Below are 14,898 nucleotides of genomic sequence, written 5' to 3'. Positions count from 1 at the left end.
CCCCTCTCGTCGAGCAAGCCGGGAAAGCTACATGGCGCGGCCGACCAGTCGACTTCGCATCCGTGCCATCAGGGTAACATTTGCTGATGCGGCAATACGCGGGGTCCTTATTCCATGCCGAAACACAATCGAGGTGCATGCAGTCTCAGCATGGTGCTTTCGGTATGGCTTCAAAAGCTTGCGATGCGCCAAAGCATTTCGGTGTTTCGCAAGGTATGCCCCAATCGACCTTTGCGCAGCGGGCCTCGATGGATTATGATTTGGGCTATTACCTCAATGCAGCCGGGCGTTGCCGATGTTGGATAGATATGAAGCGTACAACCTCGCACAGCCGTTCTCCGAGGAAGACCCATTTACAGCTGAAAGATACGAGCAATTCCACCGCCACATGCCTAAGCGCAGTGGCTTGGCCGTTCTAGATGTAGGCGCAGGGCCTGGGCGGGGCGGTACACGGCTGGCCGAATTGGATCCAAGCTATCAGCTTTGCGCCCTAGATGTTGTGCAATCCCGTCTAGACCGATTGCCGGCGTGCTACGGGCGCACAATACATGGCAGCTCTACCCACGTGCCCGCCGATGACTGTAGCTTTGACGTGGTGGTGGCCGGCGAATTCATAGAACACCTATACCCATCGGACGTAGACCCTTCCCTTTGCGAGTTTCAACGCGTGCTGAAGGTAGGTGGACGCCTCATGTTGACTACGCCCAATCCTGCCTCACTTAAGCGATGGTACAAGGGCGGTACGGTTTACACTGTAAGTCATCTGTCGCAACATTGGCCGAAGGAGATGCGGATAAGACTGCGCATGCATGGCTTTTCCAGCGTGCGTATCCTCGGGTCGGGCAAGGCAATTCGCCATTTTGGAGGCTGTTTTCCGATCTTCTCTGTCTATGGAAGCTACTTGGTGATCGCCGACAAGATTTGAGGCCGCTTTCCTAATAACGCGAAATGCGTTTGGGCCCAACGATAGAAGCCTTCGATGGATGGGTGCGAATGTGCTTGATGTCCGGGTCCCGGCAAGCGTCGCGAAAGGCGAACGCCTGGTGCAACTGTGGACGAAATCCTAGCCGGTGAGCTGCGGCTCTTGTTCGGACAACTCGGATCGCCAGTAATGCGGTGCCCGACCCGCTCGAAACGCCCGAGCTTTTTCATGTCGATGTGAATGATCTCGCTTGGGGTCTCGCGCTCATAGCGGCGCTCCGGCTTGGCTGGCTCCAGGTCCCATATCCGGTTCAAGCCTAAACAGCCCAGAAGCGGCTGACGGTGTCCGGTGACACCTTGACCTCGGCTGCGATCTGCTTGCCAGTGTGGCACTGTCGGACGCAATGCTTCGACGGCCTTGCACATGGCAGGCGGGATTTGGCTCGGCGATGAATGGGGTCTGGAGGAAGCGATCCCACAATTCAGCAGCACCTTTTGCGCGGAACCGCTTGACCCATTTGGCGACCGTCTTCGGCGACGTGTTGAACAGGTCAGCCGCGCCGGCCTGGCTTAGCCCACCCTCCACCGCGCTGCGGGCCATCGCCTCTCGATCTTTGGGCGTCAAAGGCGCATTCTTGTGGACGTTCATCTGGTCTCTCCTTGGAACACTGAAGCTTCGCAACCTCAGCTTTCTCGGTTCAGCCCAGATAGACAACCTCCTGAAAGACCACATCTAAAGCGTGATGGCATTAAGTTCGAGAGCCTGAGTTTTTGAGGTAATTGGCGCATTCGTCGGCGGTGAAGGCATCGAGTGCGTGGCCGATTGCGGCGCAGACCGCATCGACGGTTCGGGCGGCAGCTTTGCGGAGCAGATGCTTGAGCTTGGCAAATACCTGTTCGATCGGGTTCAGGTCGGGCGAGTACTTTGGCAGGAAGAACAGTTTGGCGCCGGCCGAACGGATGAGCTGGCGAACTGCTTTGCTCCTGTGGCTGCCGAGATTATCCAAGACGACGATATCGCCGGGTCGAAGGACCGGCAGGAGAACCTTCGCGACATAGGTGCGAAAGCTCACGCCATCGATCGGCCCCTCGATGAACCATGGCGCATCGATCCGATCATGGCGCAGGGCCGCCAGGAAGGCCATGGTCTTCCAGCGGCCGTGGGGAACCTTGGCGTGAAGTCTGCGCCCGCGCGGCGCCCATCCCCGCAAGGGCGCCATATCGGTCCTGGTCCAGGTCTCGTCGATGAAGACCAGTCGCTCAGCTTCGACGCGGCCTTGATATTTTGTCCACTGGGCGCGCCGCCGCGCGACCTCGGGTCGATCCCGTTCGCCAGCCGCCACGCTTTTTTTTGAAGCTGAGCTTCTCGGCATGCACGAAGTCCCACACCGAATGGTAGTCGACCTTCAGGCCGCGTCCGGCAAGCTCGGCAACGAGCCCGCGTATCGTGAAATCGCCCTCCTTGATCCGTTGCGACAGCCAGACCGCATGCTCTCCCGAAACCGCCTTCGGCTTATGACCGCCCATCTGGCCCGGAGCAACGCTCCCGGTCTCATCGACCCGCTTCATCCAGCCAATTGCGGTGCTGATCGCGCCCCCAAACTGCTTGGCTGCCCGATTGCGGGACATCCCGCCCTCAATCGCGGCCACGACACGCTGGCGAAGATCCAGAGAATAAGGCTTGCCCATCCATGCTGGCCTCCCGCCCAGCCAGCATGGTGAATCAGAAACGAACTGATTGGAGAATCCCAAATCGATTCAACCAAACCCCATCCCGCTTTAGCGCGTGGTCCCGCACGGCGTGACTGTGCGATGCTTCTCGATAGCTTATCGTTCACCTGGAGCGGTGCGCTTGCGGGGGAGATGTGCCCTTCGAGCCCTTTTTAATAGGCTGGCGCCTCGCTATGGCACGGGGAGCGCGGGCGACATTCCGGCCGAGAAGCAATTGTTGACCTCGCCTTACGCCAGTTCGCGTTCATCCTTCTGCATCTTGGTGGCTCTCGCAACTATGGACGTGGCAAGTGGATATGAGATAGGCTGGGGTAAATAGGCGCCAACCGATGCCACCGCCCCCAGCATTCCCTCGCCGGCCGGCGCCAGGACGCCAAACATTCGTTCGACCTTGAAGCCTGAGTTGGCGCACCAGTTCCTGAGTGACCGAACAGAACTGAAATGTGCTCCCGCGGTTTCATAGTCACTGAACAGCATCGAACGCGCGCCTTGCTTGAGATGGCGTCGCAATTCTCTCAGAGACATCATATTCGGAGCCTGAATAACGAGGGTCGATCCACGATGCATAAATCCGCGTAGCGACGAGAGCAGTTCTTGGGGTTCTCGCGCAAGATGGAGTAGGTTCAGGCACAGGATGCAGTCGAACAGATCCCTTCTCTTGAACTCCCCTTTTGCTACGTCGTCGTAAATCATCTCAATCCCGTGCGCAGCCGCCCCCCCCGCAATGACGGGATCTAACGGGATTGCGGCGACACGCAGGCCCTTTTCCAGTAGACGCCTCTCGATCGCTCCCGAACCGCAGCCGATCGAAAGCACGCTGCGTGCGGAGTGTGGTATGAGTGCCATAACCTGCTGCGTCACCGGCTCATAGTAGTCCTTTGAGTACGCCGCGCGAAAAAGTTTGGTTTCGGTCGCGAGGAGTGGCTGAGGACGATCGGCAGCTCTTCCGATCTGCAGCAAGGCTTGCGTCTGCTGACCAAATTCCTCCGCAGCAACCCCCATCTTCCCGATGTAACGATTTGACATGTGGTGGACCGTGAACTCCTCAAGGTGCGAGACCGGGATCAACTTCGTCAATCCGCATCGGGTGTAGGGATCGGTGGCCGCCGTGCAAAGCAGGTCATATTTGCTTTCGTGGGGCGCGACATCGAAGCCGCCAGAATTCAATGCCTTGCCAAGTTGCTCGCGGTTGAGCACGTAGCAGGCCGCATGCTCGTTGGTAAAATACGCCAGAACATAGCCACCACGATGTCTGATTGACGACGGCTCCCAATGGAAATGGGCATGCGCGTCCGGGAAACTTCTCTCGCCACTGCGTCCGAACTCAACTCGCAGAAAACCCGCAATCTCGTCTTGCGCAAGCGTGGCGCTGACTTCCAGCCATGCGCGGAGGTTGCGTTCACTGATCAGGATGTCATCCTCCGAATAGACGAATAGGTCGTAGCGGTCGCGGCGCTCGACGAACAGCTTCTTGTGGGCGAACGGAAGTGACCACGGATTCTTTGCGGGAAGTCCAACGCGGCACTCGACCCCGAGTGCAGACCCCTTGTCAATGTTCGACAGCACGACGACGTCGACGGCGAACGGCATCGATCTATATTCGCTGATGATCCGCTCAAGATAACGGTCGTTCGACGTACCGTAGCTTGCAATCGCCACCAGGATACGAAGCGGCTCCCGATCGCTCCAGTTCGTCATATTCATCAAGATTTCCTTTTGCTCGCCGGCGTATAAGAAGCAGCATCGGCGGCGCCGATTATTTAATCATTCCAATTTTATATACCATTTGATATTTAAATGTCGATATTATCTTGATTTCAAGTGGCCATTAACTCATCCTTTCCTCAGCCGGTCGCTGCGGGAGCCGACCACAAGCTTTGGCGTAGACCAGCTTCAAGATTCATAACAGGTGGAGGCAATCTCCCGATGGAAAGTTCACATTCGAATCTGTCCGAATCCGATAGCGGCCCCTTGGTTACGATCGGCATCCCGACTTTCAACCGAGTCCACTGGTTGAAAGACTGCATCCTTTCCGCACTCGCGCAATCTTACCAACGATACGAGATTATCGTATCAGACAATGCGTCAACCGACGGGACAGCCGGACTACTCCGCCAGTTCAGCGACCCACGGCTGCGAGTGGTCACTCAAGAACGAAACTTGGGCCCGATGCAAAACTGGAACGTCTGCGTTACGGAAGCCAAAGGAGATTACATTGTTATTGTTCCGGATGACGATCGGATTGCTCCATGGATGCTTGATCGCTGCGTTTCGCTTTTAAGGACGGATCCGGGTCTCGCGGTTATCATCGGAATTGGTGACGTTTACCTTGTTGCTGACCGGCAGATATTGCCGGCGATCGGCAGTCGAAAGCTTGCGACCGGCATCCGCGAGGGGGTCGACATCTTGGAGGAATACCTGCGAGGACGCATATCCGCGCACGTCTGTACCATCATGTTTCGAACGGAGGCACTCCGAGCAATCGGAGGCTGGCCTCTGCACTGGCCCTTCGCCGGAGATCTGGCAACCTGGATGCCAATTCTGCTCTCTGGCCGAGCCGGTCTTGTCAACGAAAGCTGCGGCGTCTACTGCAGTCACGCAGAGACGCAAACGTCGAGGTTTGACATCGAGTTCCGTCTGAAGGACCTGCAGAGGATCGTCCATCTGATACGTGCGGAGGCCGACGATAAGATCGCAGATCCGAAAAGACGCTGCACACTTGAATCGCTCGCCAAAGCATACTTCACTCGCCATGCTATTGGCATTATCGCCTCCAGACGGAGAACGAATGCCACGTTGCCAGACCTGTTACCTGTTCTCTGGCAGTGGCACAGGGATTTGTGCTCGGGCTTGATACGCCTCAAATGCGGCGACCTGTTTCCCCTCGCGAGATCGCTGGCTTTGCTACTTCTCCCGGCGCCATTAACTCGCTTACTCCGCCGGAGCATTCGGGCGCTACGACGGAAGCGGCCTTATCCGGCATTCACGACAGTTGCGCAGTGATCTGACTTCCCGATCGCCTTTCGGGCGCGCGCTCGGCAGCATTATTGAGTCACCGAGGCTCCGCACCTAAGTCGATCGGGCTATTGCGGGCCTCGCGCATCTTCATATCTGATCCATTAAGAATCGACGCCATCTCGGCCGCCGACCGTTCGGCCGTCGAAACGGCTACGTCGCAAACATTTCCTCATCTATAATGACCACAATCTCCGCGATGGCCGACAATCAAGCGGGTCCCCAACTGTCATGTTGGCTGGGACTTTCGTCGACTCTTTCAAGCCAAATCTCACGCCACCACGAGTAGATGCCTCGCGGACAAAATAGGCGGCAGTTGCTATATCGCGCCTCGCAGTAGACGCCCTCCAAAATGACGGCAGGCGTCTTCATCGTTCGCATCCTTCCCGTTCTTTCGTCGACGAACTTGTTTACCCGCTTTTTCACGCGATATGTCCCACCACAATACGGAACGAGCTCCGCGTCAAACACCAGACCTCGGTGCCGCTCCTGAGTGTCAATAGTGAAAAGTATCCTCTGAAGCGGCTTCACCCGTACCATCTCACCAGGCTGCAAATTCAAACTGCACGTTGGAGTAGGATGACCCGCGGGGATCGTTCCGCTTCTTCTAGGAAAGGGAACGCCTCCCCATAGAGCCTGAAAGCGGTCGTAGAACCACCGCCCCGGCCGACCCAATCTGCCCCTGTACGAAAGGCTTCCATAGTAATAAGCGACGTAAACAAAGCCTCGGAATATCCGCCCCAGTGTGACATTGCCTGACTTGTAGTCTTCGACATACTGCTTGATGTTGTACCAAGGAAGTGGCGTGGTGAACTTCAATACCTCGGTCGCTTGGCAGACATATCTAGTTTCCTGGCCTTCACTGACACAGGTCCCCCTCCAAACATCCTGCTCAGTGCAAGCCGCCCCGTTGTCAGATACAACACATACCCGAGGCTCAATGGGCGATGACAATTTGTCTGGAGCCTCCCGTTGGTGAACGGGCTTTAGCCAGGCCTCCTTCCAAAAAATCAGACAACCCGCTTCGCAACCGCCGTATGCTTGACCATCACAACGCAAATCCAGGTGGATCCCGTTGGGGAGCTTGCGCCCCTCATATTTTCCAGAGATCGTGTCGCAGGTCTTGTGCGCCCGCTTGGAGATCCTAAGACGCCGACCGCAATATTGAAACATCTGCGGCATAAACGGCAGTCCCTCCAACCGACCATCTTTGTCGAGCGACCTCAAAATTTCTTCCTTGGTACGGATCTCCACCCAATCGCCTGCTCGTAGTCCAGTCATCGTCTCCCTCCAGCAGCCGCCGACGTTCTGCTCAACGCAAGCAAATACCTCAAATGCGCTCGTCTGATCGCCCTAGCAACCACACCCACTTCATCCAATTGACGGCAACGAGCGCTCTCTCAGCAAACCAAGAAGATCCAGATAAAATGCTCTTTGTCCCATCACCAACAAGAGAAAGAAATAGTATACACCAAGCATTATGCCGCCCTCGATCGCCAATGTCACAAGAGGCGAATCCCACCCTTCGAATTGCATCTGAACACCAAACGCCACCACCGCAGCCAGAACGCCCGACAGAAGCGGCCGGCTTACTGCCAGGAACAGGCTTGAGAGGGAAATCGCTGTTCCGTGCAGACACCAAGCAATATGAGGAACTACCCAAAACGTCATTGCAGCCGAATAAGCTATCGCAACGCCCTTCGGACCATAGGGCAGCCCGACGAAATAGGCCGAAATTACCAATGGAACGATAACCGCAGCAATCGTCAGGCTTCTTCCTTGTAGGCCGATAGAATAAAGAAGCCATGCAAGGGGATTGATCATCCCAAGTATCAAGACCGTGGGTGCAAGCAATCGCAAGATGACGGCCGACTCCAGCCATTTGACCCCTAGCACAACTCGCACGATATCATCGCTAAACAGCGCGCAAAATATCGTTGTAGGAACAGTCAACGAGACGACGAGCGAATAGCCCTTCAAAAAATAGTTTCTCAGACGGACTGGATCATGCTGGAGACGGGACAGCGCGGAGAACGCGACGCCTCCTACGGCAGCATTGAGGTTGGATGTGGGAATGGAAACGAGGTGATATGCCCTTGCATAGATTCCCAAAGCGTCGGCGCCCCAGAACCGGCCAAGCAGGACTTTGTCCAGATTGTAGGCAACATACACAATAAGAGTGTTCAACGTGATCGTTCCACCAAAACGGAGCATTGGACTGATCGCTCTTCCCCGAAGCGGAGTGCCCGGTATCCAAGCTGTCGCCAGCCACGCGCAGATCGTGCTGATTGCTGGAGAGATGATCGCCGCCGCGACTAAGGCCCAGTAGCCGGCTCCGGCAAGTGCCACGCAGAGCGCAAGGGCAATGCCGCCAACCTGCGACAGAAACTCAATGACGGCCAGCGCGGTAAAGCGCAATTCGCGCTCAAGCAGGGCCGAATGCTGCACACCCGCACCGTTGAAGACAAACCCAAAGCCAATTGCGATCGTTACCCAGAAGAGCCGAGGCTCATGATAGAAAGCAACAAGTGCCGGCGCGCTGGCTGCACTCATTAAGGCTAGCAAAATCCCGATCGCCAAATTAATCCAAAACAGAGTGGATATCTGCTCATCGGTTACCGTGGCCTGTTGAACAGTGGCTGACGAAAGGCCTGCCGTGCTGAACAGACCGTATACGCCGGTAACAACAGTCGCCATCGCAACCAGCCCAAAATCCTCCGGGTCCAGCAAGCGAGCCATGATCGCCACAAAGGCAATTCGGGCGGCGAAGTTCGTGCCTTGGCCACAGAGCTTTGCAAAGCCGCCGCGCACCGCCCTTGCTTTAAGATCATCCATAGATTGTCCTCGAAGGCCTACCAGCAAAGGCAACCCCTGTACTACGCGATCTTCAACCCAGGGCCAATTTACGGGCAAAGAATGCTTCGGCGTATCTTTCTGGAGCGCGACATTCCAATCCCCTAAGCCGCGCGAGTCCGGAAAACGTTTCAGCATCAAACCATTGTTTGGATCGTTGGCTGCCAAAATTGGACAGCAACAGATCAATTTTTCGTTGCAGCGTCACGGCAGAGATGGGGACGTAAAAGTTGGGTCGGCCCATATCGCCATCCCATTTCGGGATCTCGTATTCCAGAATAAGATGGTCGCGGAAACTGTTCCATGCCAACCGGCTAACCTCACGATGATCCTGATGTGCGTCGTCGCTACGATGTGTGAAAATCAAATCCGGATCGACCCGGCGTTTCAGCTCTTCGAACCAGGACTTGATCCGCGCGCCCTGCTCGGGAAAAAATCCATCTTGAAACTTCGTGACCTCGATCCGGGCGGTCGCAACCCCCCCGAGAAAGTCGGCGGCCGAATCTCTCGCCTCGCGCTCGCGGTCCTCAGAACCACTAAGCACGCACCAGTGGACATGCAGGATGACACCCTTTTGCACCAGACTCAGCAGCGTTCCGCCGACACCAATCTCGATATCATCCGAATGTGCACCGAGACAAAGCACCGAGAGACGCTCTCCGGACGCGGCAAGCTGAAATCCCCTCATGAAGCGGCCTGCGTTCGCACTTCCGGATTAATCTTCCAGGGCATTTCGCCCCGTTCAATCATCTCCTCAAGAACCTGCCGGTCCCGCAGCGTATCCATCGCTCGCCAGAAACCTTCGTACTTGTAGGCCATAAGCTTTCCTGCCTCGATCAGGCGATTAAAGGGTTCGAGCACAAGCTCCTCGCCATCAAGTATGTAGTCGAAGATCTCCTTCCGGAAAATGAAGTAGCCTCCATTGATCCAGATCTCAGACTGCTGACTGGAGCGGAAACGCTTGACGGTGTCTCCGCCGTTGAATTCAGCAAGGTGGAAATTGAACGGAGGATGCACGGCAACAAAGCATCCAACCATTCCACTCTTCTTGAACCGCTCGACTATTTCGGGCAACGGCGCGTCGGTCAGGCCATCGCTGTAGTTTGCGAGAAAGACCTCCTCATTCTCTACGAGGGAGCGCACCGCCATCAAGCGCTGACCGATATTTCGCCAAATGCCGGTGTCAACTAACGAAACCTGCCAATCCGGTGGCTGCTCGCCGATGACCTCAACCTTCCTGCCGAAGTTGGAAACAACGCAATCGCTGTGGGCCCAGCGATCCGAGTTCAGGAAGTACTCCTTGATCACATTGGCTTTATAACCCAGGCACAATATGAAATCGCGGTGACCATATTGGCTATAGTATTGCATAACATGCCACAGCATCGGGTGTTGGCCGACAGGCACCATGGGCTTCGGAATGCTTTCCGAAAATTCTCGGATACGGGTCCCGAGCCCTCCACAGAACAGCACAACTTTCATGGCTAGCGCTTCCCATGTTTTTGCCGGCCGTTTCGGTCGCCACAGATCGCCAAGAGCGGGTCCTACAGCCTCGATTTAAATAAAATAAAATCCACTATTGAATGTTGCATTTTATATAGCAGACCGAATTAATCAATGTTTTTTTGAAAACTATTTTGAAATTCCGTTCTGAAGCATTATCATCGTTGACATTTCGATGCATTTGAATGCCGGCGCGGGCAGTTATGGAGGAATTGGGGTGATTATAACCGAAACCGAACTTAAAGGAGCCTACATTATCGATATTGAACGCCGCGAAGATTCGCGCGGCTTTTTTGGGCGAGCCTTTTGCCAGAGGGAGTTTAGGACCCTCGGCCTCAATCCGGTCATCGCGCAGGCCAATATCGCGTCAAATATCCGGCGGGGAACCTTGCGCGGCATGCACTTTCAGTTTCCGCCGGCGTCGGAAACGAAACTGGTTCGTTGCACACGTGGCGCCATCCTCGACATTATAGTCGACCTGCGCCCCGAAAGCCCGACCTACCTGCAACATGTTGCCGTCGAGCTGAACGAGAGCAGCCACCGGTCGCTCTATGTGCCGGAACGTTTTGCTCACGGTTATCAGACTCTCGTCGACAACACCGATACCAGTTACCAGGTGGGTCAGTTCTATACCCCCGAGGCGGAGAGCGGGCTGATGCATAACGATCCTCGGCTCGGACTGACGTGGCCGCTTCCGGTTTCCGTGATCTCGGAGAAGGATCAGAACTTTCGGTTGCTTAACGAGGTCGAATCCGAACTGAAAGAGCGGATGGAACTCACCGGCGTCGCGGGTTGACGCCGAAAGCACGTTGCTCGCGGCGCTTACCGATCCCTCCAGTTGAAAGAATCTACGATGATACTCATCGACCACGCCCTAAAAGCCCGTCATGCGGCGGGAAAGCCAATCCGCGTCGGCCTTCTCGGCGCAGGCTTCATGGTTCAGGGGATTACCAATCAGATAAACAACAGTGTTCCTGGAATGCGGGTGGTTGCCATATACAGCCGAAAGCCACAGCGTGGCCGTGACGTATTCAACTATTCCGGCCTAGCCGACGTGGTTTACGCGGACAGCCAAGGGCAGCTGGACAGAGCCATTGCCGCTGGCGTTCCGGCGGTCACCGAGGACGCGTTCCTCCTCGCCAGATCGGACCTGGTCGACGTGATCGTCGACGTAACCGGATCGGTTGAATTCGGCGCCCACGTCGCGCTGGAAGCCTTCAAACACCAGAAAACCGTCGTGCTCATGAACGCGGAGATTGACGCGACTATCGGACCGATCTTGCAGGTCTATGCAACGAGGTACGGCGGCTCCCTGTCTGCGTGCGATGGCGACGAACCGGGGGTGCAGATGAACCTGGTTCGATGGGTAAAGGGGCTCGGCTTGATCCCACGCGTTGTCGGCAACATCAAGGGACTTCAGGACCCGTATCGCAACCCCACCACACAGAAGGGATTTGCCGAGCAATGGGGCCAGAACCCAGCCATGGTCACCAGCTTCGCCGACGGGTCCAAGATCAGCTTCGAGCAAACGATCGTGGCCAATGCTACTGGCTTCAGGGTAAGATCACGTGGCATGTCGCGCGGGCTGGAATATCGCGGCGACGTCATGAAGATCGGCACACTCTATGACATAGACGAGGTCCGCGCCCTCGGCGGAATCATCGATTATCTCGTCGGCACACCTCTGACCAAGGTCTACGTGCTAGCCGAGCACACCGATCCAAAGCAGCAGAAGTATTTGAGCTTGTACAAAATGGGTGAAGGTCCCTTGTACGCATTCTTCACACCATATCACCTCGTTCATTTCGAAGTACCGAACTCGATTGCCCGTGCGTTTCTTTTCAAAGATTTGGTCGCCCCTTCCATCGCGGGGCCTGTTGTCGAGGTCTGTGCCGTCGCCAAGCGTGATTTGGCGGCGGGCGAGGTCCTCGACGGCTATGGGATGTACATGACCTATGGCGAAGCCGTGAACTCCGAGGAAATGAGCCAAATGCAATACCTTCCCGAAGGTCTCGTGGAGGGCTGCAAGTTGCGGCACGCAGTCAAAAGGGATGCAGTCCTGACCTATGCGGATGTTGATCTGCCGCCCGGTCGCCTGGGCGACAAGCTGCGTGCGGAACAATACAAACACTTCAATGGACACATTTGGCTTGAGCAACGGATTACCCCGGATGCTTCATTCGCTCTGACGGCGTGAAAGGGCTGGATGACAACGTTTGCCGAGCCGTGTGACGCAGGCTTGCGTACGCGTCGCAAGAAATCCGCTCGCCCGCCTTACTCGTTGATCCTGAGCGAGCGAATCGCTTGAATATTCATTGGGAAGCCACACCCGACGTTATCGGCGGCTGCATCCAAGCCGCGGCGCGTCTTCCCATCTTGATCCCCGGCAGTTCAATGTATCGATAGGTGAATTCTGAAACGATTATCGTCGCGGGTATGCTCAGGCACGAAAGCAGCAATATCCCAGGAACAGCCCCAGAGTAGCCGAAGACGAACCAAACGATCGCTGAAATGACAGGGTAGTGACACAGAAATATCGAGTAGGAGCGCGAACCAAAATACTGCGCCGCGGGATTCGTGAGCGCCCAGGAGTATATATTGGCAGCAAGTCCCGGCCGTTCATGGCACTTCTGCGGAAGACCAAAAAATACAATAAACCAGATCAGGAACGGTCGCAGTTCACTGCGCAATGGAAAAAGGACGGTTGCCAAAGCCACTGCCGGGACCAGCCAATTATGACCTTCCACATACGGGTAGGTCAATCGGCTCACAATTCCCACCACGAAGTAGCTAGCTGCGAGCGGCAGCGCTCCGGGCTGAATAGTGCCGACGAAGCTCTTGAACCAAAATTCACAAACTGCAACTGTAATCGCGAGTACCAGGATGAATATTTCATTTCGGATGATGCAGATTATCAGCGGTGCAACAAGATAGAATTGGAATTCCAGCGAAATGCTCCAGGCTGGCATGTTGAATGCGTACTCCGAGTACGGCAACGCTGCATTGGAAACGGCACCGTGCAGCATCGTGACATGCGCGAGAAGGTGTGACCAGAAGTACTTATGATTGCTTGCGGCGACACCATTCGCAACCTTTGCGAATTCGGAATCGTTAAAGCCAGGAGAGGCTAACGAAATGGCAAGCAGATCGTTGGTAAAGAAGCCAACAATGCAGGTGGCGGCGAACAACGGAAACAATCGTGCGAAACGCTGGACGAGATAGACAGGATATGCCTCCGATTTTTCAACAATGACGTGCGTGATCACGAAGCCGCTGACTATAAGGAAAACGAGGACAGCGGGTAGGCCTAGTGATCTGAACTGTGCCGCCAACGTTCCCGCATTGAAGCCCGAACAGTATGCGAGGTGCGCCAAGACCACGGTCCACGCCAACCAGCCTCGCAATCCCTCGATTGCCTGAAATCTCTTCAACGGTGCTCGCCTTCTCTATTGGCTGGACGTGGAGAAACTGGCGCGGCTGTCTCTAGCAGCGGTTCGGAAGATGTTATTCTCGTTTGTCGGATGTATGTTTTCCCAGGCTAGGATCTAAATAACGTGACTGACATTCGCGACACCTCCCCAAATGTCAGGTCGCTCTTCGTCCCATCATTCTTGCGACATTCGGCCGGCGTCCCCTCAGGCCATTCCTACCGTCGGCGACTCTTCGAGGGAGCGCGACCTGGCAGTGCACTATCTGATCGTGTCAGGCCGACACGATTGAGCTTGACGGTTCCTCGGCGATCTCCAGCTCGTCGAGTTTTGCCGCACCGATCAGCTGGCATTCATGACGCGGCTTGAAGCTGCAGTTTCGAGTGGCGCAAATCGCTATTAAGCACTCCCTCCGCAAGCAACTTCCGAATGTGGCTGATCCGCTGATATCGCGGCCCTTCGAATTCTTCCAACGTCAAATTTGACGAACGGTAGACCCTATAGAGCTGTTCCGCGCCCATTCGAGCGTCCCAGCGCGGCTGGAACCCTGGCAGCTTACAGCGGATCTTCTCGAAGCTCACTCGGTAGGATCGCTCATCTGGACTCGCATCCTCGGCGAACTCCACCGTAGAATTCGGCACCACACTCGCGACGATCTCGGCTAGATCCCGAATTCGATAATTGTGAGCAGTCTGACCGACATTGAATGCCTCATTGAAGACGGATTCGGCAGGCGCCTCCAATGCGGCGATGAAAGCTCTAGAAATATCCTCGATGTGGACGATTGGCCGCCAGGGCGAGCCATCCGATTTCAGATGAATTCTTCCTGTCGTAAACGCCCATGCAACAAGGTTATTCAGGACAATATCGAAGCGCAGCCGCGGTGAGACTCCGTACGCTGTCGCTGGCCTCAGATACACCGGGCAAAACCCGTCGCTGGCCAACGTCGAAATATCACGTTCGGAGGCAACCTTGGATTCCCCGTAGGCGGTCACCGGATTGAGCGCGGCGGTCTCATCGATCATTTCTTCGCCGGCTTTTCCATAGTTGCTGCAGGACGAGGCGAACATGAAACGACGTACGCCGGCATGTTTGGCTATCTCGGCGATACGAACGCTTGCGCGATGATTGATCTCGTCGGTCAGCTGAGGCCTCAGATTGCCGAGCGGATCGTTGGAGAGCGCTGCTAGATGCAGCACAGCGTCGAAGCCAACGAGATCCGCGACCTCCGCGTCTCTGACGTCCTTCCAAATCGTCGGGACCTCGAGAATGCTACCGCCAGCAGCGTATGTACACCGGGAGTAGATATCGCTGTCCATTCCAGTCACCTCGTGACCGGCACCGATCAGCATTGGCGTCAAGACCGTGCCGATGTAGCCAAGATGACCCGTTACAAGAACTCGCATTGCCATTCTCCATCGCACTCAATTTCATGAACGAAACTTGC

At 55.7% G+C, this 14,898-nt stretch carries 11 protein-coding genes; 3 read left to right on the top strand and 8 right to left on the bottom strand.

Annotation, left to right across the window (positions count from 1 at the left end; translation table 11 throughout):
• Nucleotides 1-1,186: 1,186 nt before the first annotated feature.
• From IVA96_RS21515 to IVA96_RS21505, 3 genes are all read right to left on the bottom strand, one after another.
• Nucleotides 1,187-1,570 (bottom strand): helix-turn-helix domain-containing protein, encoded by a 384-nt coding sequence (locus tag IVA96_RS21515; protein WP_247419137.1) that lies wholly within the window; start codon nt 1,568-1,570, stop codon nt 1,187-1,189.
• A 100-nt stretch (nt 1,571-1,670) separates the two neighbouring features.
• A protein-coding gene (locus IVA96_RS21510) for an IS630 family transposase (RefSeq protein ID WP_247419135.1) occupies nt 1,671-2,610 on the bottom strand; the annotation gives its coding sequence in 2 pieces (ribosomal slippage) (nt 1,671-2,265 and nt 2,264-2,610; 942 coding nt in all).
• Between the two features lie 270 nt (nt 2,611-2,880).
• Complete coding sequence (locus IVA96_RS21505) at nt 2,881-4,356, bottom strand: methyltransferase domain-containing protein (protein WP_247419134.1); 1,476 nt, start codon at nt 4,354-4,356, stop codon at nt 2,881-2,883.
• A 222-nt stretch (nt 4,357-4,578) separates the two neighbouring features.
• On the opposite strand from IVA96_RS21505, the gene IVA96_RS21500 reads away from it, so the two are divergent.
• Nucleotides 4,579-5,655: a glycosyltransferase family A protein gene (locus tag IVA96_RS21500; RefSeq protein WP_247419132.1), complete on the top strand. Its 1,077-nt coding sequence runs from the start codon at nt 4,579-4,581 to the stop codon at nt 5,653-5,655.
• A 1,383-nt stretch (nt 5,656-7,038) separates the two neighbouring features.
• On the opposite strand, the gene IVA96_RS21495 is transcribed toward IVA96_RS21500, so the two are convergent.
• The 3 genes from IVA96_RS21495 to IVA96_RS21485 are packed head-to-tail and all read right to left on the bottom strand — an operon-like array spanning nt 7,039 to nt 10,002.
• The gene (locus IVA96_RS21495; RefSeq protein WP_247419130.1) at nt 7,039-8,502 is read right to left on the bottom strand and encodes a lipopolysaccharide biosynthesis protein; all 1,464 of its coding nucleotides are present in this window, start codon (nt 8,500-8,502) and stop codon (nt 7,039-7,041) included.
• Nucleotides 8,503-8,554: 52 nt separating this feature from the next.
• Nucleotides 8,555-9,208: a PIG-L deacetylase family protein gene (locus IVA96_RS21490; protein WP_247419128.1), complete on the bottom strand. Its 654-nt coding sequence runs from the start codon at nt 9,206-9,208 to the stop codon at nt 8,555-8,557.
• Nucleotides 9,205-10,002, bottom strand: coding sequence for a sugar phosphate nucleotidyltransferase (locus IVA96_RS21485; protein WP_247419125.1), 798 nt, complete (start codon nt 10,000-10,002; stop codon nt 9,205-9,207). Before IVA96_RS21485 ends, IVA96_RS21490 begins: the two co-directional genes overlap by 4 nt.
• Before the next feature lie 196 nt (nt 10,003-10,198).
• On the opposite strand from IVA96_RS21485, the gene rfbC reads away from it, so the two are divergent.
• Together rfbC and IVA96_RS21475 are read left to right on the top strand one after the other, a co-directional pair.
• Nucleotides 10,199-10,819 (top strand): dTDP-4-dehydrorhamnose 3,5-epimerase, encoded by a 621-nt coding sequence (gene rfbC / locus IVA96_RS21480; RefSeq protein ID WP_247419123.1) that lies wholly within the window; start codon nt 10,199-10,201, stop codon nt 10,817-10,819.
• Between the two features lie 57 nt (nt 10,820-10,876).
• Nucleotides 10,877-12,220 (top strand): NAD(P)-dependent oxidoreductase, encoded by a 1,344-nt coding sequence (locus IVA96_RS21475; RefSeq protein ID WP_247419121.1) that lies wholly within the window; start codon nt 10,877-10,879, stop codon nt 12,218-12,220.
• A gap of 115 nt (nt 12,221-12,335) precedes the next feature.
• On the opposite strand, the gene IVA96_RS21470 is transcribed toward IVA96_RS21475, so the two are convergent.
• Nucleotides 12,336-13,454 (bottom strand): acyltransferase, encoded by a 1,119-nt coding sequence (locus IVA96_RS21470; RefSeq protein WP_247419120.1) that lies wholly within the window; start codon nt 13,452-13,454, stop codon nt 12,336-12,338.
• A gap of 350 nt (nt 13,455-13,804) precedes the next feature.
• Entirely contained in the window at nt 13,805-14,857 is a 1,053-nt protein-coding gene (locus IVA96_RS21465) for an SDR family oxidoreductase (RefSeq protein ID WP_247419119.1), read from the bottom strand.
• Between the last annotated feature and the right edge of the window lie 41 nt (nt 14,858-14,898).

Source organism: Bradyrhizobium sp. 159, assembly GCF_023073795.1.
Lineage (GTDB): Bacteria > Pseudomonadota > Alphaproteobacteria > Rhizobiales > Xanthobacteraceae > Bradyrhizobium.
The sequence above is the reverse complement of the archived record's forward strand: the minus strand, read 5'-3'. Positions and strand labels throughout refer to the sequence as shown.